Below are 21083 nucleotides of genomic sequence, written 5' to 3'. Positions count from 1 at the left end.
GCAACTGCACCCATGGCTTGGCTACGAGACTAACTCACCCGGCACGGTGACCAGGAATGGAGACGCGATGACTCAGACGCGCCGGTCGCCATGGCGCTTTGGCGTCCCGGTCGTCTGTCTGCTGGCCGGGCTGCTGCTCGCCGCTACCCACGGAGTCTCCGGCGGCGCCGAAATCCGCCGCAGCGACGCCCCGCGGCTGGTGGACCTGGTCCGCGAAACCCAGTCTTCGGTGAATCGGCTGAACGCCCAGCGCGAGGCGCTGGCGGGCAAGATCGACGCCGCGCACGGGCGGTCCTCGGATGCCGCGCTCGCCGCGATGCTGCGGCGCTCCGCCCAGCTGGCCGGCGAGGCGGGGATGAGCCCGGTCCACGGGCCGGGCCTGGTGGTCACTCTCGCGGATGCGCAGCGCGACGCCAACGGCAGGTTCCCGCGCGACGCATCCCCCGACGACCTGGTGGTGCATCAGCAAGACATTCAAGCGGTGCTCAATGCGTTGTGGAGCGCCGGCGCTGAGGCGATCCAGATGCAGGATCAGCGGATCATCGCGACGTCGGTCCCGCGCTGCGTCGGCAACACCCTGCTGCTCAACGGCCGCACCTACAGCCCGCCGTACTCGATCACCGCGATCGGCAACGCCAACGCCATGCAAGCCGCCCTCGCCGCCGCTCCCTTGGTGGTCCTGTACAAGCAGTACGTCGTCCGCTTCGGCCTGGGCTACCAAGAAGAGGTCAAGTCCGACGTGCAGGTCGTCGGCCATTCCGAACCCGAGCGGCTGCATTTCGCGCAGGCCAACGGCCCGATCGCTTACTGACGCCTACTGACCGGCATCGCCACGGCCGTCGGACGGTAACCTGGCACGATGCGAATCCTGGTCGTCGACAACTACGACAGCTTCGTGTTCAACCTGGTGCAGTACCTCGGCCAGCTGGGTGTGGACGCTGAAGTCTGGCGCAATGACGACACCCGCCTGTCCGACGAGGCCGCAGTGGCCCGTCAGTTCGACGGCGTGCTGCTCAGTCCGGGGCCGGGTACCCCGGAGCGCGCGGGCGCGTCCATTCCGATGGTCCGGGCGTGCGCCGCCGAGCGGACTCCGCTGCTCGGGGTCTGCCTGGGCCACCAGGCCATCGGTGTCGCATTCGGTGCGACCGTCGACCGCGCCCCCGAATTGCTGCACGGCAAGACCAGCAGCGTCCACCACAGCAATACCGGTGTGCTGCAAGGACTTCCAGACCCCTTCACCGCGACTCGCTATCATTCGCTGACCATTCTGCCCGAGTCGCTGCCGCCGGTGCTTCAGGTCACCGCCCAAACCCGAAGTGGTGTGATCATGGGCGTGCGCCACACCGAACTCCCGATTCACGGCGTCCAGTTCCACCCGGAGTCCATCCTGACCGAGGGCGGCCATCGAATGCTGGCGAACTGGCTCGCCGATTGCGGGTGGGAGCGCAACGACACGTTGGTGCGCCGGCTCGAGAATGACGTGCACGCCGCGGTGCGGCCGTATTTTCCGGCCGACCCGACGGTTACTGACCGAACTTCAGCGTGATGATGCCGTCGCGGTTGACCCCGGAGCCGACGGGCGGGTTCTGATAGACCACCCGATGGGATTGGGCGCCGCCCGCGTCGACGTCGGCGCCCTTGTCCAGGATGCCCGTCCAGCCCAACGCGCGTAGCCGCGGTTCGGCGTCGGTCCAGAACATGCCGGACAGGTCGGGCATGATGAACTGATTGCCCTTGGACACCTGCAACTCGATCACCGAGTCCACCGGAACCATCTGCCCCTTGGGCGGATTGGTCCCGATCACCTCACCGGCCGGGCGGGTGCTGTCCACCTGCACCTGGGTGACCTTGCTGAAGCCGTAGACGGCTAGGTTCTTCTGCGCGATGTCGACGGTTTGGCCCGCGATATCGGGAACCTGCTTGGTCTCCGGCCCGGAGCCGACGATGAGGGTGACGACGTTGGTGATCGCCGACGTCTGATTGGCCGGCGGGTTGGTCCCGATCACCTTGCCCAGCAGTTCGGGGGTCGACGGGGAGTTGGCCTGCTTGAACTTGCTGAAGCCGGCGGCTTTCAGCTTGCTGACCGCGTCGGAATAACTCAGCGACGAAACGTCGGGCACCTCACGCTGTTCGGGCCCGGTGGAAACGTTGATGGTGATCTCATCGCCCGCATTGACCGACGCGTTAGCGCCCGGATCGGTACCGATGACATGGTCGGGCGGGATCGTCGAATCCGGCTTCTGCAGAGTGCGGGTCTTGAAGCCGCGATTCTGCAGCGCCGCGATGGCATCGGCGGACACCTGTCCGCGCACGTCGGGCACCTGCACATCACGGGCATTGCCGCCAAAGGTGTTGAAAGCAATGACGACAACGATCGTCAGCACCGCGAGCGCCGCCACGGCGACTATCCAGCGGCCGACCGAACCGACGCTGCGGTCCTCGCCCGCGTCGGCGAGGACCTGACGGGGCAGCGGGTCGGTCCGTGACGGCCCGGAGTTCCCCACATTGGCCGACAGGAGCGAGCTCCGGTCGGCGTCGGTGAGTACCTTGGGCGCCTCGGGCCTGTCCCCGTTGTGCACCCGAATCAGGTCTGCACGCATCTCCGCCGCGGTCTGATAACGGTTGTCGGGATTCTTGGCCAACGCCTTGAGCACCACGGCGTCGAGGTCGGCGGAGATGCCTTCGTGCCGCTGCGATGGCGCCACCGGGTCTTCCCGAACATGTTGATAGGCAACGGCCACCGGCGAGTCGCCGGTGAAAGGTGGTTCGCCCGTAAGGATTTCGTAGAGAACGCAGCCCAATGAATATACATCGGAACGAGCATCGACGGCGTCACCGCGAGCCTGCTCGGGAGAGAGGTACTGCGCGGTTCCGATCACCGCGGCGGTCTGGGTGACGCTGTTGCCGCTGTCCGCGATCGCGCGGGCGATGCCGAAGTCCATCACCTTGACCGCATTCGTGTTGCTGATCATGATGTTGGCCGGCTTGACGTCGCGATGGATGATGCCGTTCTGATGGCTGAAGTTCAGCGCCTGGCATGCGTCGGCGATGATCTCGATGGCCCGGCGCGGCGGCAGGGGGCCGTCGGTGTGCACGACGTCGCGCAGGGTGACGCCGTCGACGTACTCCATGACGATGTAGGGCAGCGGCCCGGTGGGCGTCTCGGCCTCGCCGGTGTCGTAGACGGCAACGATGGACGGGTGATTCAGCGCGGCGGCGTTTTGCGCCTCGCGCCGGAAGCGAAGGTAAAAGCTAGGGTCGCGGGCCAGATCCGCGCGCAGCACCTTGACCGCGACGTCGCGGTGCAATCGGACATCACGGGCCAGATGAACCTCGGACATACCCCCGAAACCGAGGATTTCGCCCAGTTCGTAGCGGTCGGACAGATGCTGCGGCGTGGTCATTGCGGTGTTCCGTGTCGGGCCGGCACGTTATGAAAGCCGGAGGTCCCTATTGTCCCCGTATCCGGCCAACTAAGCCGCATTTCGGGCCGGGCCCCGGCACCGCTCGGAGTCTTGGTCGGCGCCGGCCCCGAGGCGGGCGGGGTCCCGGTGTCGGTCACCGTCGGCGGCTGTTGCTGCTGGTCCGCCCGCGAATTGATGACGATCAGCACCGCGATGATGATCGCCAGGGCGCCGAGCACACCGGCGGCCCACAGGAGCGCTCGCTGACCCGAAGAGAAGGTGCGACGGGCGGGGGGCGTGCGGTGGCCGCCGGTAGTCGGCCGCGACCGACGGGGCGCGGCGCTTCGGCTCGGAGACACCGCGGCGGCGCGGGTCGTCGGGCTGGACGGAATGGCTGCCGGGGACGCGCGGCCCGGCGGCGGTGACTGGCTGGGCCGCGGCGGACGGCGGCCGGCGCGCACCGCGGACACCGCGTCGGCGAACGGTCCGCCGCTGCGGTACCGCATCGCCGGGTTCTTCACCAGCGTGATCTCGATGAGTTCGCGCACGTTGGGCGGCAGCTCCGCGGGAAGCGGGGGCGGCGGTTCCTTGATGTGCTTCATCGCCACCGTCAGGGCGCCGTCACCGGTGAACGGCCGCTTGCCCGATACCACCTCGTACCCGACGACTCCCAGCGAGTACACGTCGCTCGACGGGGTGGCGTCATGGCCCAGGGCCTGCTCGGGTGCGATGTATTGGGCGGTGCCCATCACCATCCCCGTCTGGGTCACCGGAGCGGCGTCGACGGCCTTGGCGATACCGAAGTCGGTGATCTTCACCTGGCCCGTCGGGGTGATCAAGATGTTGCCTGGTTTGACGTCGCGGTGCACCAGCCCGGCGGCATGCGCCACCTGCAGCGCACGACCGGTCTGCTCGAGCATGTCCAGTGCGTGCCGCAGCGACAGTCGGCCGGTCCGCTTGAGCACCGAGTTCAGCGGCTCACCGTTGACCAGCTCCATCACCAGGTAGGCAGTCCGGCCCTCCCCGTCCAGCTGGCTTTCGCCGTAGTCGTGAACGGCCGCGATGCCGGGATGGTTGAGCATCGCGGTGGTACGCGCTTCGGCGCGGAACCGCTCAATGAACTCGGGGTCCTGGGAGAACTCCTGCTTGAGCACCTTGACCGCGACGCGCCGGCCCAGCCGGCTGTCTACCGCCTCCCACACCTGACCCATGCCGCCGGTGGCGATCAGGCGCTGCAGACGGTATCTGCCGGACAGCGTCACACCAACTCGCGGGCTCATGGTCCTCCCTGTAGCGCGGCCTGGATCACAGCCCGTCCGATCGGCGCGGCGAGTGCACCTCCCGTCGCAGACAGGCGGTCGGCGCCATTCTCCACCAACACCGCCACAGCGACCTTCGGGGTCTGTGCGGGCGCGAAAGCGATGTACCAAGCGTGCGGCGGTGTATGCCGCGGGTCGCTGCCATGCTCCGCGGTACCAGTCTTCGATGCGATCTGCACGCCGGGAATGGCCCCTTTCTGCTGTGCGACCTTCTCGGCGCCGACCATCAGCTCTGTCAGCTTAGCGGCGACCTGCGGCGACACGGCGCGCCGCTGCTCATACGGTGCTGTGGTGCTGATCGTGGTCAGGTCGGGCCCCTTGAGGCTGTCGATCAGATAGGGCTGCATCGTTACCCCAGCGTTCGCGATGGTCGCGGCGATCTCGGCGTTCTGCAGGGGCGTCAGAGCGACGTCCTTCTGGCCGATGCTAGACATTCCCAGCGCTGCGGCGTCCGGAATGATCCCCACGGTCGACTCCGCGACCTGCAGCGGGATGACGCTTGGCGTGCTGTCCAGCCCAAACGAGTTCGCCATGTTGCGCAGCGCATCGGAGCCGGTGAGGAGGCCGAGTTGGACGAATGCGGTGTTGCACGACAGGGCGAACGCCTGCCGCAAAGACACCGTCGGCTCGTTCCCGCACGGCTCCCCACCGTAGTTCTCCAGAGTTGCGGTGCTGTTGGGCAACGGAATGGAAGGGGCGGCGGTCAGCTGTTCGGTGTCGGAGGCGCCGGCCTGCAGCGCGGCCGCCGTGGTGATCACCTTGAAAGTCGACCCGGGCGGGTATGTCTCGGAGATCGCGCGATTGGTCAGTGGGTTATTGGGGTCGTCACGCAGCTTCTGCCACGCCTGCGCCTGAACTTCTGGATCGTGCGAGGACAGGAGGTTGGCGTCATAGGAGGGCGATGACACCATCGCCAGAATCTTGCCGGTCGCGGGTTCGAGGGCGACGACGGCGCCCTTGCACGGCGGACCGCCGCAGTCCTGCTGCATCGCATCCCAGGCGGCCCGCTGGACCCGCGGTTTGATCGTGGTGTCGACGTTCGCGCCCCGCGGGTCGCGACCGGTGAAGAAGTCGGCCAGCCGGCGGCCGAACAGCCGCTCGTCGGAGCCGTTCAACAGCGGATCCTCGGCGCGTTCCAGACCGGTGCTCGAATAGCGCAACGAATAGAAGCCGGTCACGGGCGCGTATTCGGTCGGGTTCGGATACACCCGCAGGAAGCGGTAGCGGTTGTCGGTGGCGACCGAATACGCCAACAGCTGCCCGCCCGCCACAATCTGGCCGCGCTGGCGTGAATACTCGTCGAGCAGGACCCGCTGGTTGCGCGGATCGCCACGCAGCGAGTCCGCGGCGAAGACCTGCGTCATCGTGGCGTTGATCAACAGCAACACGATCAACGCCATCACGGTCACCGAGATCCGGCGCAGCGAGGCGTTCATACTGTCTCGATCACCTCGGTGCTGGCCGCCGCGATCGGCGGCTTGCGGGCGCGGGTGCGCAGGGGACGACGGGCGCTGTGCGAAATGCGCGCCAGTATGGCCAGCAGCACATAGTTCGCCAGCAAGGACGAGCCACCGTAGGACATCCACGGAGTCGTCAGCCCCGTCAGCGGAATGAGCTGAGTTACCCCGCCGACGACGATGAACAGCTGAAGGGCCAGCGTCGACGCCAAACCCGCGGCAAGCAGCTTGCCGAAGCTGTCGCGGGTGGCGATTGCCGTGCGCAGACCCCGCACGATGACGATGGTGTAGAGCATCAAGATGCTGGCCAGGCCCACCAACCCCAGCTCTTCGCCGAACGCGGCGATGATGAAATCGGTTGAGGCGGCGGGCACCGTATCGGGCTGACCGTTACCCAGGCCGGTCCCGAAGATCCCGCCGGTGGCAAAACTGAAGAGCGACTGGACGATCTGGTAGCCGCTGCCGTCAGGGTCGGAAAACGGGTCCCACCACATCTGCACCCGCACGCGGACGTGGCCGAAAATGTAATACGCGACAACACTTCCCGCGGCGAACAGGACCAGCCCGATACCCACCCAACTGAAGCGTTGGGTGGCGAGGTATACCACCACCAGAAACGACGTGTACAGCAATAGCGAAGTGCCAAGGTCCTTTTCGAAGGCCATCACGCCGACCGAGATCACCCACGCCGCCAGTAGGGGTGCGAGGTCGCGGGGCCGGGGCAGCGTCAGACCCATGAAGTGCTTGCCCACGCTGGTGAACAGGCCGCGTTTGGCGATCAGCACAGCGGAGAAAAAGATCAGCAGCAGAATCTTGGAGAACTCGGCAGGCTGAATTGAGAAGCCGGGCAAGCGAATCCAAATCTTGGCGCCGTTCTGTTCGGACAGCGATGCCGGCAACAGGGCGGGAATCACCAAAAAGATCAGACCGACTAGTCCGCAGATGTAGCCGTAGCGCGCAAGCTGCCGATGGTCCTTCAAAAATGTGACCACCAGGGAAAAAGTCACGACGCCGATCAGGGTCCACAGCATCTGCTGGGTCGCGCTGGGGTGGTGGCGGCCGCTGAGCTGATTGGTGACCAGATCCAAGCGGTGAATCATGACCAGTCCAAGGCCGTTGAGTAGTGCCACGATCGGCAGTAGTAGCGGATCGGTGTAGGGCGCGAAGCGCCTGATGGCCATGTGCGCCGACCCGAACACGACAAGGAACACCACCCCGTAACTGATCGCGGTCCAGTGCAGATCGCGCTCTTGGTTGGCCTCGACTATCAGCAGCGCGGCAACGGTGATCAGCGCGGCGAAGCCCAGGAGCAACAACTCGGCATTTCGCCGGGTAGGCAACGGGGGCGTGACCGCGACCGGCGGCTGGAGTTGTGTCGTCATGCCACCGTCCGGCAATCGATGCCTGGTTGAGGTGGCGGCCCGGGAAGCGCGGTCACTGTCTGCGACGTGGTCGTCGGACCTGCTTGCGGGGAGTTCGCGGGGCCGTTGGCGCTCGTGCCCGGCGATGGGCTGGCGCTCGGAGAGCTGGTGTTCGGTGGTGCTGGTGATGCTGTGGTGCCGGATTCTGGTGGTTCGCCGCGGGTGCCCGGTGAGCCGGGCGGAGACGTGGCGCGCGGAGGCGGACAGATGGGCAGTAGGTATTCGGCCAGCAGCTGCCGCAGCTGCGACTCGGCCTGGTCCAGGCTGCCGCCCGGCAGGCCGGTTTGAACTTGGACTTGTCCGGGGCGGCGCAGGTCTTGCAGCGTCATCAGCTGGCAGTTGGCCCGGCCGTCGGATTGCCCGTAGCTGACCAGGGAGAGCTCGTTGCGGGAGTTGAGGCAGCCCACCAGATAGGGCTGCTGCAACGGGATGCCCAGCAGGGTGCCCTGGATTCCGCGGACGATGGAGACCCGGCCGTTGTAATCGGCGATGTAGTAGTTGCGTTGGATGACCCACCATCCGACGCCGAGGCCCGCTAACACCAACAGCACGGCCACACCGGCGGCAAAGAACATCTTCCGCCGCGGCCAGCGCGGCCGGGGCGGTGTTTCCGGTTGCGGCGCAACACGTTTGGCGGACTCATCGCGAGGCCGAATCGCTGAGGCGCGCCCGGCGGAGGTGTTGGGCAGGGTCATTTGATCTTCGTCGCCCGACACCGCGCCGGCGAGGATCGGTTGGGTCTGCCCGTAGTCATAGTCGACGACGTCGGCGACCACTACGGTCACGTTGTCCGGGCCGCCGCCACGCAGCGCCAGCTCGATGAGGCGGTAGGCAGCCTCGGCGACGTCCGGTATCTGCAGTGCCTCGAGGATGGTCTCGTCGCTCACCGGATCGGATAACCCGTCCGAGCACAGCAGATAGCGGTCACCGGCACGCGCCTCGCGCATGGTCAACGTCGGCTCGACCTCGTGGCCCGTCAGCGCCCGCATGATCAATGACCGCTGCGGGTGGCTGTGCGCCTCTTCCCGGGTGATCCGGCCTTCGTCGACCAACGTCTGCACAAACGTGTCGTCTTTGGTGATCTGGCTCAGTTCCCCGTCGCGCAACAAGTAGCCGCGTGAGTCGCCGATGTGCACCATTCCGATGCGGTCGCCCGCGAACAGGATTGCGGTAAGGGTGGTGCCCATCCCCTCGAGCTCCGGCTCGGCCTCCACCTGCGCGGCGATGGCCGCATTCCCGGAGCGCACCGCATCGTCGAGCTTGGCCAGCAGATCGCCGCCCGGCTCGTCGTCATCCAGATGGGCCAGCGCAGCAATCACCAATTGGGATGCCACCTCGCCGGCCGCGTGACCCCCCATGCCGTCAGCGAGCGCGAGCAGTCGCGCGCCGGCATAGACGGAGTCTTCGTTGTTGGCGCGCACCAGGCCGCGATCACTACGCGCGGCATATCGCAGGACCAAGGTCACGGGCGGCATCCTCCCCGGCTAGCGGGAGGTGCCCCCACCCTGTGGGGGCATGCCCCCACGATTCCGGCCGCGCCCGGACCATCGCCGTAGGCCCGGATCACGGGCGCAACTCAATCGCCGTTTTGCCGATTCGTATCGGCGTTCCGATTGGAACTCGTACCGCAGTCGTCACCTTCGCCCTGTCAAGGTAAGTGCCGTTGGTCGATCCTAGATCCTCGACGTACCACTCCGAGCCGCGCTGGGACAGCCGGGCGTGCCGCGTCGAGGCGTAGTCGTCGGTGAGCACCAGCGTGGAGTCGTCAGCCCTTCCGATCAACACCGGCTGTCCGCTGAGGGTGATGCGTCCGCCCGCCAACGCGCCTTCGGTGACTACCAGATAGCGGGCCGCATGCCGGCGCTGGCGCGACGGTAGCAGCGTGCTGCGCAACGCCAAACCGCGACGCACCATGACAGCGCCGGTCGGCGCGTAGATGTCGGTCCGAAGGATTCGCAGCACGGACCAGATGAAAACCCACAGCAACATCAAAAAGCCGGCGCGCGTCAGCTGCAGTACCAGTCCCTGCATCTGGCGTCCCTTCCGTCCTAGCGTCGCATCCCTGGCGCCCGTGACTCCGAGCACATCGGCTACGTCACGATACTTGGACGGCGGATGCCACGGGGCGAAGCACGGCAGCGTTAAGCCCAGTGGCTTAGTGGATCCGGACGATGATCTCCGAGTGGCCCAGGCGGATCACGTCGCCGTCGGCCAGCTGCCACTCCTGGATAGGTGCGTTGTTCACCGTGGTCCCGTTGGTGGAGTTCAGATCCGACAGCAGTGCGACCTGTCCGTCCCAGCGGATTTCCAGGTGACGCCGCGACACGCCGGTGTCAGGCAACCGGAATTGGGCGTCTTGCCCGCGGCCCACGATGTTGGAGCCCTCGCGCAGTTGATAGGTGCGGCCGCTGCCGTCGTCGAGCTGAAGGGTAATAGTGGTTCCACCGGCGCCGTAGCCGCCCTGGCCGTAGCCGCCGTAACCACCCTGTTGCCCGTAGTCGGCGGACTGGCCGTAGTCAGGCTGCTGACCGTATTCCGGTTGCTGGCCGTACTCCGGCTGCTGGCCGTAGTCGTACTCGGGGCTGGCGGCCTCCGGGTAGGCGCCGGCTTGACCGCCGTACGCCCCGCTCTGCGCGTGCTCGGAGTACTGGGTGTACTCGGGGGAGCCATAGTCCTGGCGGCCGTATCCCCCGCCCTGCTGGTAGCCCTGGTCGTACCCGCCGCCCTGCTCGGGGTACCCGGGTCGTTGCTCGGGCGGCGCGTAGCCGCCCTCGTCCTGGCGGGCCGGACCGCGACCGTAATCGCCGTAGCCGCCGTAGCCCGGCTGCCCACCACCCTGCTGACCGCCGGGAGGGGCATAGCCGCCACCCTGGCGGTACCCCTGGTCGTAGCCTTGGCCGCTGTAGCCGCCGCCGGGCGCCGGGGGACGCTGCTCATACGACTGCGGATAGCCGCCCTGTCCCTGCTCGGGATAGCCGCGCTGGTCTTGGTAGCCCTGCTGCTGAGGGGCATAGCCGCCCTGTCCCTGCTGGTCGGGATAGCCGCGCTGGTCCGGGTAGCCGCCCTGCTCCGGGTAGCCCTGTTGAGGTGAGTAGCCGGCGCCGTGTCCCTGATCGGGGTAGCCGCCCTGGTCCGGGTAGCCGCCCTGCTCGGGTTGGCGGGGCGGCGGGTAGCCCTGTTGAGGTGGGTACCCGTGCTGCTGCTCGGGCGGATACGCACCGCGCTGGTCGGGTCCTCCCTGCGGGTCTGGGCCACCGCGTGCCTCGTCCTGCGGACGCCCGTAGCGGTCGTCGTAGTACTCGTCGCCGGATCGGCCCGGCCCCTGAGCCCCGCGGTAGCCAGAATTGTCAGTCATTGGTGCTACTCCTCGTTCTTCGCCGAACGCGTTACTTGATTGTGGCCGGACGGGGTCGTCGACCGTCGGGCGGGGCTGGACATCAGGGTTGACAGCACCGCGGGCGCGGTACTGGCCGGTGCGCAGGTTCGACGACTGCTCGAACCGAACGACCACCTCACCATACGTTTGCCACCCCTGTTCGTGGATGTAGTCAGTCAAGTACCTCGCGAAACCGCCCGACGTGAGATTCGAATCGGCGCTCACCTTCTCGAAGTCGTGCATACCGAGGGTAATGATGTATTCGTTGGGGGCCAAAAGGCGGTTTCCGTGAAGTTTCTGGACTCCGTCACGCGCCTCGCGGCACAACAGGGCTTCAACCTCTTGCGGAACGATCGATCCACCGAATACCCGGGCGAACGCATTGTCTACCGTCGCCTCGAGTTTGCGCTCGATCCGCGTGACCAGCCCCCGTTGGCTACTCATGTCCTACCGTTCGCGTGCACTTGCCATGAGGTATTGCCGTTGGACGGCAAACGAATCACCCCGGTGCTGGATCACTCCCGCATCGTATCGGGACATCGTGTCGCTGCGGCACTTTCGAAATCGTGAGAACTGCATCGGCCCAGCTCAGAGCGATGCGGTCCGCCGGCTGGTCGGTGCGGTGCGGCTTCGGATCCCGCTTAGCCGGTTCGAGGATCGGCCATTAGAGTGATATGGTCCATCGGTTGTTTTTCCGGGCGAGTGGCGGAATGGCAGACGCGCTGGCTTCAGGTGCCAGTGTCCTTCGGGACGTGGGGGTTCAAGTCCCCCTTCGCCCACACTGAGCGGTTCTACGAAAGGTCACGGCCCCCAAAGGGGTCGTGACTTTCGTGCTTGTAGGGATGTTTTCGCCTCGCTACGTACCGGACACCCGGTAGGTCCCGTGTCCCTCGACGATCGTGCCCTCCTGGAAGGTCAGGACCTCGTTGACCGGGTCGCCGTTCTGGTTGCGATATGCGATGACGATCGTGTCGATGCCCTGGTAGACGCCTTCGACGGAGAACCTCAGATCCGGAATGCGTGCGACGGCCCCGGTCCAGTACTCCCGCAAGGCTGCCTTGCCGCGGACCACGCCCTGCGTTTCCGGGAAGAGCTTGGCGGCCACCGGCGATGTGAATACGACGTCGTCATGGAAGTCGGCGAGAACGGCATCGACGTCGTGAGCGTTCCAGTTGCGCGCCCACCGTTCGCTGAAAACGACCGCATCGACATCCATGTCGGCACTGTAGCGCCGGGATTCAGCGACGCTTCCCGCCGCACGCCGGGTCGGGGTCATAGTTGGCGGCGAATGTCGAGAAGATGGTGCCGCAATTCGTGTGCAGTGTGCACCGCGACCCAGCGCAACGACCGTGCACTGATCTCGGGGTAGTGATAGACAACCGTGCGGTCCCAGTCTTCGGCCGAGAGCCGAGCCAACACATTACTGAATAGCGTTGCGGCGTCTGCTAATTGACGAGCAACCACGACGGGGTCCTGCTCGTTGTAGCCGTCGTGCTCGGCGCGCTCCTCGCGACCCATGGGCACGCAGTCGGCGCCGTTGGTCCGCCGCGCCGCCAGCACCCGTTCGCGTTGTACGAGCAGCACGTCGCGCAGGTGGCACCCGTACTCCAGCGGAGACCACACGTCGGGTCTTGCACGCAGCCACACGTCGCCGCTGGTGTTACACAGCAGCGCGCCAACTTCGGCGGCCCCGGCGCGAATGTCGTCGCCGGCGGCTGCGGCTCGCCGCAGGTCATAGGCAAAACCGCATTCGGCGCAGGGGCCTGTCACGGGACCATCATTCCAGACCGCACTCTCGGAAGCCGCAGGAAATGGTGACTGTCAAGGACAATGCGGCGGATCTCAAAGTCATTGCGGCCGTTATGATATGAAAGAATACGCCGGGCAGCCACAATAGATGTGCGCAGGCCGCAGGCGCGAGCGGTCGGGTAAGCGCTTCGGTCGCCGCGGTGACGCAGTGGATGAACCGCCCGCACTTGGCCACCACCTGGGAGTACGACTGGCCGGTGACCCGTTGGCGCAACCACTTGCGAGCACAGGTCGACGGAGCCTATTCGCTGCCGCTCATCCTCAGCATCGATCATGTGGACCGCGGCTACTTGGAGATCTACCGGGCCGTGAAAGACGCCATCGCCCGGTGCTACGACAGCCAGCCATACGATCTGGGGCTGCATGGGGCGATCGCAGACGAGGAGTTGATGCACCGCGGGGTGGGTGCCCTGATGCTTCGCAAGGTCATCGCGAGCCTTCTGGTCAAAGACCCGGCGTGCCAACGGATCATGTTCGATCCAGACCACCGCAACACGACGGTGCGCCGCCTCTGCGAGTCCCTGGGTTGCGAATTCCTCGGCGAACATGACATGCCGAATCGGCGGATGGCGCTGTACGCATTGGAGCGCTCAACTGTTTAACCGGGCTCCGCGAGCACAGTGAATTGACCCGCGTCTAGTGATAAGTAACGTAATGGGCAGCTCAGACGGTTGGAAATTTCTGCCCGCGATGAGATGCCCACAGCTCGCTAGCCCTCAACGGTGTCATGGGACTTCCCTATATAGATAAGAATGCGCTGATCGCTGAAGCTGGCGGCGACCCCTGGGCGATCAATGCAAGTCTGCAGGCCGGCAGCCCGTTGCAAATTTCCAATCTAGCTAAGGCATTCCATCGTGCTGGCCGATGCACTGCGGAATCCGACAGCGCTTTCCAGCAAGCCCTCACCCGCTTTGAAGTCGCCTGGAATCACCAGGATGGCGGTCATCCGATCAACGACTCCGCAGAAGTCCAACGGGTCGTGCAATCCCTGGGCGCGCAGTCATTGCAACTGCCCAAGATCGGTACAGATCTTGAAAACATCGCTGCGGCATTGGCCGATGCACAAAAGGCAGGCGCCGCGCGGATCGCCACCCTAGATGCGCAGCTGAAAAACATCTCAGACCCGGTAGTCCACGCTGTGGCCCTGCTAAGCGACCCAAGCCTCAGCGCCGCCGATAAAGACGCGGTACATGCCTTCATCAACACCTGCGAAGACGACGCCCTGCGCGACACCAATGCCGCACTCGCTGCATTGCAATCAATCCGCAACGGCTACTCCGACGGCCTGCAGAAGTCGCTGACCAACCTTCACGCCGAAGGGTACGACGGCGCGCCGCTCCACGGTGCCGACGCTGACGGGGTCGCTCCGCCGTCTCCCGACCAGCAAGCGGCCCTGGCCGACATTCGGCAAGCCACCAAACAGGCGGTGGCGGACCAACTGGCCAAGGTGCGCGCTGCGCGAGACGCGCTGAACAAAGCCGCGGCGGACCTCTATATGCACGGTCCAGGCTCGCCGGAAGGCGAGGCCGCCAATGCCAGGTTGCCGAAACTGAAGGCCGACCTTAAGCAGGCTCTCGACGACCTGCGCAAGATACCCGACTACGACGGCATCGACCCCGCATCGATAAACGTCGCCCCCGACGGGCATTTCATGTTCACATACAACGTCAACGGGCAGTCCGTACAGGCTTTCGGCCAGCTCAAGAACGGCACGGGTGAGTTCTTCGACCAAGCCACCGGTACGTACTACACCTTCAACGGCGGCAAGTTGACCGGCATGCGCACGCCGGACCCCGGGCAGGTGCAGGCCACGCCCGAACCGCTATGGACCGCCATCACCCTGGCCGTCGGGGGGCCAGGGCTGAAGGCAGGCGGGGAGGCACTTTTACAAGGCGCGAAAATGCTGTTCAGTCGTGAAGCATTCGAGGGCCTGACGTCGGAGAGTCTGACGGCCAGTAGCCTCAGTGGCCCACAGCTGAGGGAGGCCTTGGCCGAAGCGGAATTCCCCTCGCACGGCGCGATTGGGGTGGCGGTGAGCCTGTCCCCGGCACTCACCCGCTTGAGCCGCCCCCGGTCGAGCACACGCCGCCGGCCGACGCACCCGTCGAACACGCGCCCGCGGGACCTCACGTCGCGCCCGCGCCCGATAGCCCGTTGCCGCTGCCGCCGGATCACCCGCCGCCGCCGCTTGCGTCGGACCACCCTCTGTTCGATGGATACCATCCCGTTGAGCCGGGCCCGGAATTCACCCACCCTGACGGTAGCTTGCGATATCCCGACGACACGCTGGCGACCAAACCTTATGCAGTACCCGGGACTGTCATTCCGGACGCCCATCTCACCCCAGGTGCCATTCTCAGCCGATTCGGCAACCCCGGGGGCTCGTACATGGCTCCTGAGGGAACACCTTTTGCTGAACTTTCCCTTCCCCCGGGAAGTGCTGCCAAACCGTTCTACCAATATGTCGTGCAAGATCCGTCTGCGCTACCGCCGGGTTGGCATATAGAGGAATCGGAGGCAGCGCCGTGGTTCCATCAACCGGGTGGAGGTCAGCAATACCGAATCATCAGACCGGATGGCACAAATGGTACCGTGGAACAGCTGGAACGATTTGGCGTAGTATTGCGGGTACGGTGAAATGGTAAATTTTGCGCGTTTGTCAGGGATTTGGTCAGAATGGGCGCCCAAAGCCGGGCTGGAGGGCGTGTCAATCTCGTTGAAGTGTGATGACTGCAAAATCGTATTCAAAGCGAATGATTATGCCGTCCATGTTCGCAATGATACCAACCGCTGGGCAATAGATATGGTTGACGACCGTGGCAACAGGCGTAATGACACAGCTACGTTTTCGTGCTTCGACCTGGTAGAGAAGTATCTGGTGTGGGACTGGGCAACGCTCGCTCGCTCCGGCTTGGCGTCGGGCCCATTAGGGACCGACCTCTATAAGTTGGGATACGCCGCCGGCGTTGATGTTTTGGAGTTGGACAAAGGGAATGTTGAGCTCTGCCTAGCTGATGAATGCGCCACTTTAGTCGTGGGGGACGCGACTATTTTCAGCCACATAATGTTAAAGTCGCTCGACGACCTTCTGGGAATCGCTAGGCAAGGCGGACTTTGAACACCCGGATATCTGCCATTTAGGTTTGGTTGGGCGGCGAACGCCATTCTTCATCATTGAGATGAAGATTTCCCCTACCAATCTGTCGCCGCGTGAAGTTTGATTCTCAATTGCAAACAAAGGCCAGCGCCCACCTACGAGCGCACCCACTGCGTAATCTCCGGGGTGACCGGGTCGGTGATATCGTCGAATTCGGGATGCCTCTTGAGCACCGTACCGATCATCGAGCACACCGGGACGATGCGCTTGCCCTCATCACGCGCCTCGTTGAGCGCCTGCTCGACGAGGATGGTCGCCAGCCCGCGTCCGCCATACGCCGGATCGATTTCCGTGTGGTAGAAGACGCGTTGATCGCCCCGATCGGCGAAATCGGCCAGTCCCACCGTCTTTCCCTCGACGGCGATCGTGTACTTGCCGTCGTCGAGGCTGACCGTGGCTTGTGCGCCGGTCTTATCGGTTGTCATCTGTGCTTCCCTTTCGTTGCGGTGTAGGTCGAGGCCGCAGCCGAGCGGTCGGCAGCGGCGGGGCGGGTAGCCGGGCGAGCGCTCCCCGGTATCCCTGGACGGCGCCGAATCGGTCGTCGCCGTCCTCCCACAGTCGGCGGTAGTCGACGATGTCCTCGTGGCTTCGTCCGACGAAGTTCCACCACATCACCAATTCTTCAGTGAACGGCGGACCGCCGAGCAGCAGCACCCGCGCGGATCCGTCCCCCGCGTTGTGCACTTTCAGCTGCGCCCGGCCGGGACTTCGATACGCCAATTCGGCGACCGCCAGGGCCGTCCCGTCCACGCGCACGGTCCCGGAATCACACAGCACCCCATGCTCGAAGGCCGGGTCCACATCGAGATTCAGCGTAACCCCTGGCTCGAGGTCAATTTGGGCGCCCAGCAACGGCGTAAAGGTCGGCACCGGCGATCGGTTGCCGGCCAGCTGGCCTAAGAAGACGCGGACATTCGCACCCAGCAGCGCCAAGGGCGCCGGCGCGTAATGGGCGAAATCTCGCCCTGTGTCGCGATCGGATGCGGGCAACGCGATCCAGAGCTGGACACCATGTAGTAAGGCGCCGGAATCGACCGAGACTTCCGAATGGCAGATGCCAGCCCCCGCGGTCATCAAATTCAGCTCGCCGGGTCGAACGGCCGCTCGCACGCCGGCGCTATCACTGTGCTCCACTTCCCCACTGAACAACCAACTGACAGTTTGTAGTCCCGTGTGGGGGTGCGGCGGGACATCCATTCTCGCCGCGACCGGGCCGTAATGGTCGATGAAACACCATGCCCCAACGAGCGAACGACGGCGTTGCGGAAGGGTTCGTTGCACCCGGATCGCCCTGGGGCCGCCCAACGGAACCTCCCGGGGTTGCAACACTTCCACGGTCGGCGAGGCGCCCAGGTGTTGCGAAGCGGCGCAGGCGACTTCGGCAGGGGCGACTTCAAGATTGCTCATGGTCCACCCTCCGTCGCGGGCCCTCATGCGTCGCCTTCATCCGCGACGCTACCCGCGTGGTTATTTGCGTGGCGGCCGCAGCACCTTCATGGCAAGCCGCATGACGGGCTCGGGCACCCGATCCTTCACCGACAGGGCGTTGTCGGCGACGCGGGATCGCAGCGGAGTCCCCCGCCCGAATACCCGGTTCAGCGGTCCGCCGGACGGCTCCAGCACCACATGCAGCGGCGGGGTACCGACGGCGGCGCCCAGCGCGTTCGAGATGACCATCCGTTGAATCTCGCTGGTTCCTTCAAAGATGGTGTACAGCTTGGCATCCCGATACCACTTCTCCACCGGATGATCGGTGATGTAGCCCCAGCCGCCCATGGTTTGAATCGCGCGTTCGGTGGCCTTGACCGCGACTTCGCTCGCTGCCATCTTCGACATCGAACCCTCGCCCCGTTCGAAGGGAACGTTGTTGGCCGCCATCCACGACGCACGCCAGGTGAGCAGCCGAGCGGCGTCGATCTGGGTCGCCAGTTCGGCCAGCGGGAAAGCGATGCCCTGGTTGTCGATGATGGGCCCACCGAAAGCCTCGCGTTCGGTGGCGTACGCGGTCGCGTATTCGAGCGCCGCCCGGGCGATGCCGATGGCTTGGGCGGCGACCATGGGGCGGGTCTGCTCGAAGGTGCCCAGCGTCGCCGATCCGGACCGCTTTCCGCCCGCCACGACTTCCCTGGCTTTAGCGAGCTTGTGCTCGAGCTTTTCCTGTCCGCCAAGCAGATTGGCGCCCGGAACGCGCACACCCTCGAAGAGCAACTCGGCGGTATGAGAGGCCCGGCAACCCAGTTTGTCCAGTTTTCGCACCAGTTTCAGTCCGGGCGTGCCGCCCGGGACTACGAACAGTGCTTGACCGCGATGGCCGAGCTCCTCGTCGACCACGGCGTTTACCACGTGCACATTGGCGATGCCGCCATTGCCGATCCACATCTTGTGGCCGTCGAGGATCCAGTCGTCACCGTCGCGGCGCGCGTGTGTGCGCAGGTTACGCACATCGCTGCCGCCCTCGGGTTCGGAGATGGCCAGGGCGGCGAGCTTGAGATCTCCTGGCGTGCCGAAACATTCGGGCGCCCATTCCAGCATCTGTTCGGGCGAGGCGGCCTGGCCGATCGCTGACAGTGCCAACGCCGGCATGACGATAGCCAAGCCGATGCCCGCGCAGCCCCAGAACAGCTCCTCCATGAACATGGGCAGCGAGATGCCGGTCGGATCGCCGATCAGATCGCGGTAAAAGAGCGGGCTGTAGAAACCTTGTTGGGCCGCCTCTTCCAGCACGGCCCAGGGGAACTCCTGTCGCTGGTCGTAGTCGAGCGCTACTGGGCGTATTACTGATTCGGCGAACTCGTGCGTACGCCGGGCAAGGTCATGCTGTGCCGCCGTCGGGGTCAGGTCGAACGTCATTGGGGCGCCTCTAGGTCGACAGACTGGTCTTGCCGACCCGGACTACCCCGTTGATGGGCTCAGCAAACTGCCACCACGGCTTTTGCCGAAATGTCAGGCGGCCGAACGGGGTTTGACTTGCGCCAGCGGCAGGTGGAGCACGACTGCGGCCACGGCGACCGACTCGTGTTCGTGACGTGCGAGCAGTGCCGCGTTCTCGGGCAGCTGTCGAGCATTGACCTCACCGGCCGCGATACGCCGCAGGATGTCGTGCGCCCGAGCGAGCTGGTCACGCTTGCGGTATTGGCCGCCTGGCAGCTTCACCCCGGCCCACACGCCGTACTCCTCGCGGTGCGCGATGGCATGCGCGGCGCAGCGGCGCTGCTGCGCCAGCGGGCAGCGGCGCAGGCACTGGATTCGCGCCTCAGTGGCCGACCGCTCGTATGCGCGCGCCTTCGCGGCGCCGTCACCGCCGTCGTCGTCGGGGTAGCCGAACCAAAGTTCCGGATTAGCTGCGCAGGGGTGTCCCATGTCGGTCTCCTTGTAGAGCGTGAAACGTAGGCAGAAGCGTATACAGAAGCGGCCGCCCAACGCAAGAGAAACGTGACAAAAACGTATAACTGCATATCGGCGTCTTGGGCTGTGTAATATCCGGCCCATGGCCGGAGCGTGCGGTGACCCGTGAATCGGCCGGTGCGGCTATCCGCGCGTTGCGTGAATCGCGCGATTGGTCACTAGCCGACCTCGCCGCCGCGACCGGAGTCAGCATCATGGGGCTTAGCTTCCTCGAGCGAGGTGCCCGCAAGCCGCACAAAAGCACAGTTCAGAAGATCGAGAACGGGCTCGGCCTGCCGCCGGGCACCTACTCGCGACTATTGGTGGCTGCCGACCCGGAGGCCGAGCTGGCGCGCTTGATGTCCGCGCAGCCGCCGACTCCCATGCCCGCGCGACGCAGCGGACCGGTCGTGGTTGACCGTCATAGCGACACAGAAGTGCTGGAAGGCTACGCCGAAGCGCAGCTGGATGCTCTCAAATCCGTCATCGATCGATTGCCGGCGACAACATCAAACGAATATGAGACGTATATTCTGTCTGTGATCGCGCAATGCGTGAAGGCAGAGATGCTGGCCGCCAGCTCGTGGCGGGTGGCCGTGAACGCCGGTGCCGACTCGACCGGCCGGCTGATGGAGCATCTCCAAGCTTTGGAGGCGACGCGTGCGGCGCTGTTGAACCGGATGCCCGCCAGCTTGAGCGCGCGTTTCGACCGGGCATGCGCCCAGTCGTCCCTGCCGGAGACGATCATTGCCGCCCTGGTCGGCGTGGATGTCGATGAGATGTGGGACATCCGCAATCGGGGGGCGATCGCGACGGGTGCTCTCCCCCGCGTCCGCGCCTTCACCGAGGCGGTCGAGTCTGGCCGACGAGAGGCAAGCCCGGACGACGAGGAGGCATCGTGAGTGAATCCGAAGTCGAGGCGCTGAGCCGTGCCCATCAACTCTTCGCCGGCAGCACCCAGCCCTCATCCGTGAACGCTGACACCGCGCACTACCGCGATCTGTTGCAGCGAGCCGCGGCAATGAGCGACAGGACGGCGCACGGCGGTTATCGACTCGCGGTGGACCATAGCCGGCAACGCCTCACCGCAGCGGCCGGCACCGACGCCGCGGCCAGCGACATCATTGCCGGCGCGCACCGCGATCGAGCACAGGCCGGCGACTTGACCCGAAACGTCGTGGACGCGGCCCGCGCGGACGCCGATAGGCCGGCGACGCCGTTGGCCCAGCGGGAGGCGATGCGCCGCCGCGTGATTCGCCTGCGGGCCCAGCGGGCGCATGTGCTGTCGGCGCGCTCGCGTGCGCGACGCCGCTACACCGAACTGCTGGCCTTGCGTTATCGACTCCGGCACGACCGTCGGCTTGGGGTGTCAGGACTGCGCGGGCTGCCGAATGATCGCGCCGGCCTGGCGGTGCGCGCCGCCTTGTCTCGACTGGGCCGACCATATGTCTGGGGCGCGACGGGCCCCGACCAGTTTGACTGTTCCGGCCTGGTGCAGTGGAGCTACGCGCAAGCCGGTATTCACCTGGATCGCACCACGTATCAGCAGATCAACGACGGCATCGCGGTCCCGCGCTCCCAGGTGCGGGCGGGCAATCTGGTGTTCCCGCACGCCGGCCATGTGCAGCTCGCCATCGGGAACAACCTCGTTGTCGAAGCGCCTTATTCGGGCGCCGCGGTGCGAATAAGCCGACTGGGCAACAACGTTGCGATCCGCCGGCCGATATGACAAGCCAAGACCGCCCGGTGATGCGGG

At 65.4% G+C, this 21083-nt stretch carries 18 protein-coding genes, 1 tRNA gene and 2 pseudogenes; 8 read left to right on the top strand and 13 right to left on the bottom strand.

What is annotated here, in order from left to right:
* Positions 1 to 67: 67 nt before the first annotated feature.
* Positions 68 to 811, top strand: a complete 744-nt coding sequence (locus tag A5753_RS18600) for a DUF881 domain-containing protein (RefSeq protein WP_067131313.1) — start codon at positions 68 to 70, stop codon at positions 809 to 811.
* A gap of 48 nt (positions 812 to 859) precedes the next feature.
* Positions 860 to 1546: an aminodeoxychorismate/anthranilate synthase component II gene (locus A5753_RS18595; RefSeq protein WP_067131310.1), complete on the top strand. Its 687-nt coding sequence runs from the start codon at positions 860 to 862 to the stop codon at positions 1544 to 1546.
* Here A5753_RS18595 and pknB read toward each other — a convergent pair.
* The 7 genes from pknB to A5753_RS18560 all read right to left on the bottom strand — a co-directional run bounded on the left by pknB (position 1524) and on the right by A5753_RS18560 (position 11391).
* A complete protein-coding gene (gene pknB, locus A5753_RS18590; RefSeq protein ID WP_067131307.1) occupies positions 1524 to 3404 on the bottom strand; it encodes a Stk1 family PASTA domain-containing Ser/Thr kinase in 1881 nt (626 codons plus the stop codon). The two genes, A5753_RS18595 and pknB, sit on opposite strands and share 23 nt — an antisense overlap.
* Positions 3401 to 4684: a serine/threonine-protein kinase gene (locus tag A5753_RS18585; protein WP_067131304.1), complete on the bottom strand. Its 1284-nt coding sequence runs from the start codon at positions 4682 to 4684 to the stop codon at positions 3401 to 3403. The genes pknB and A5753_RS18585 overlap by 4 nt, the downstream gene beginning before the upstream one ends.
* Complete coding sequence (gene pbpA / locus A5753_RS18580) at positions 4681 to 6159, bottom strand: D,D-transpeptidase PbpA (RefSeq protein ID WP_067131302.1); 1479 nt, start codon at positions 6157 to 6159, stop codon at positions 4681 to 4683. The genes A5753_RS18585 and pbpA overlap by 4 nt, the downstream gene beginning before the upstream one ends.
* Entirely contained in the window at positions 6156 to 7562 is a 1407-nt protein-coding gene (locus A5753_RS18575) for an FtsW/RodA/SpoVE family cell cycle protein (RefSeq protein ID WP_067131299.1), read from the bottom strand. The genes pbpA and A5753_RS18575 overlap by 4 nt, the downstream gene beginning before the upstream one ends.
* Positions 7559 to 9067 (bottom strand): PP2C family serine/threonine-protein phosphatase, encoded by a 1509-nt coding sequence (locus A5753_RS18570; RefSeq protein ID WP_067131296.1) that lies wholly within the window; start codon positions 9065 to 9067, stop codon positions 7559 to 7561. The genes A5753_RS18575 and A5753_RS18570 overlap by 4 nt, the downstream gene beginning before the upstream one ends.
* 97 nt (positions 9068 to 9164) lie before the next feature.
* On the bottom strand, positions 9165 to 9632 hold the full coding sequence (locus A5753_RS18565; protein WP_007771646.1) for an FHA domain-containing protein: 468 nt from the start codon (positions 9630 to 9632) through the stop codon (positions 9165 to 9167).
* A gap of 124 nt (positions 9633 to 9756) precedes the next feature.
* On the bottom strand, positions 9757 to 11391 hold the full coding sequence (locus A5753_RS18560) for an FhaA domain-containing protein (RefSeq protein ID WP_231990108.1): 1635 nt from the start codon (positions 11389 to 11391) through the stop codon (positions 9757 to 9759).
* A 282-nt stretch (positions 11392 to 11673) separates the two neighbouring features.
* Here A5753_RS18560 and A5753_RS18555 point away from each other — a divergent pair.
* A tRNA-Leu gene (locus tag A5753_RS18555) sits at positions 11674 to 11756 on the top strand.
* A 77-nt stretch (positions 11757 to 11833) separates the two neighbouring features.
* Here A5753_RS18555 and A5753_RS18550 read toward each other — a convergent pair.
* On the bottom strand, positions 11834 to 12193 hold the full coding sequence (locus A5753_RS18550; protein WP_067131408.1) for a nuclear transport factor 2 family protein: 360 nt from the start codon (positions 12191 to 12193) through the stop codon (positions 11834 to 11836).
* A gap of 56 nt (positions 12194 to 12249) precedes the next feature.
* On the bottom strand, positions 12250 to 12747 hold the full coding sequence (locus A5753_RS18545) for a DinB family protein (protein WP_082971379.1): 498 nt from the start codon (positions 12745 to 12747) through the stop codon (positions 12250 to 12252).
* A gap of 179 nt (positions 12748 to 12926) precedes the next feature.
* On the opposite strand from A5753_RS18545, the pseudogene A5753_RS18540 reads away from it, so the two are divergent.
* From A5753_RS18540 to A5753_RS24930, 3 genes and pseudogenes are all read left to right on the top strand, one after another.
* Positions 12927 to 13388: pseudogene (locus tag A5753_RS18540) on the top strand (GNAT family N-acetyltransferase); the annotation flags it as partial.
* Between the two features lie 125 nt (positions 13389 to 13513).
* Positions 13514 to 15423 (top strand): annotated as a pseudogene (locus A5753_RS18535) (TNT domain-containing protein).
* A 67-nt stretch (positions 15424 to 15490) separates the two neighbouring features.
* The gene (locus A5753_RS24930; RefSeq protein ID WP_231990107.1) at positions 15491 to 15904 is read left to right on the top strand and encodes a hypothetical protein; all 414 of its coding nucleotides are present in this window, start codon (positions 15491 to 15493) and stop codon (positions 15902 to 15904) included.
* 134 nt (positions 15905 to 16038) lie between these two features.
* Here the strand turns inward: A5753_RS24930 and A5753_RS18525 are convergent, their stop codons facing one another.
* From A5753_RS18525 to A5753_RS18510, 4 genes are all read right to left on the bottom strand, one after another.
* The gene (locus tag A5753_RS18525) at positions 16039 to 16368 is read right to left on the bottom strand and encodes a GNAT family N-acetyltransferase (RefSeq protein WP_067131290.1); all 330 of its coding nucleotides are present in this window, start codon (positions 16366 to 16368) and stop codon (positions 16039 to 16041) included.
* Complete coding sequence (locus A5753_RS18520) at positions 16355 to 17350, bottom strand: pirin family protein (RefSeq protein ID WP_067131287.1); 996 nt, start codon at positions 17348 to 17350, stop codon at positions 16355 to 16357. Before A5753_RS18520 ends, A5753_RS18525 begins: the two co-directional genes overlap by 14 nt.
* A gap of 60 nt (positions 17351 to 17410) precedes the next feature.
* Positions 17411 to 18793, bottom strand: a complete 1383-nt coding sequence (locus A5753_RS18515) for an acyl-CoA dehydrogenase family protein (RefSeq protein ID WP_067131284.1) — start codon at positions 18791 to 18793, stop codon at positions 17411 to 17413.
* Positions 18794 to 18886: 93 nt separating this feature from the next.
* Entirely contained in the window at positions 18887 to 19303 is a 417-nt protein-coding gene (locus A5753_RS18510) for a WhiB family transcriptional regulator (RefSeq protein WP_067131281.1), read from the bottom strand.
* A gap of 143 nt (positions 19304 to 19446) precedes the next feature.
* Here A5753_RS18510 and A5753_RS18505 point away from each other — a divergent pair, with 143 nt between their 5' ends.
* Complete coding sequence (locus tag A5753_RS18505) at positions 19447 to 20229, top strand: helix-turn-helix domain-containing protein (RefSeq protein WP_067131278.1); 783 nt, start codon at positions 19447 to 19449, stop codon at positions 20227 to 20229.
* On the top strand, positions 20226 to 21056 hold the full coding sequence (locus tag A5753_RS18500; protein WP_067131275.1) for a C40 family peptidase: 831 nt from the start codon (positions 20226 to 20228) through the stop codon (positions 21054 to 21056). Before A5753_RS18505 ends, A5753_RS18500 begins: the two co-directional genes overlap by 4 nt.
* The last annotated feature ends 27 nt before the right edge of the window (positions 21057 to 21083 follow it).

Origin of the sequence: Mycobacterium sp. 852002-51971_SCH5477799-a, assembly GCF_001667145.1 — a bacterium.
Lineage (GTDB): Bacteria > Actinomycetota > Actinomycetes > Mycobacteriales > Mycobacteriaceae > Mycobacterium.
Note: the sequence above shows the minus strand (reverse complement) of the source record. Positions and strands in the feature narration are given on the sequence as shown.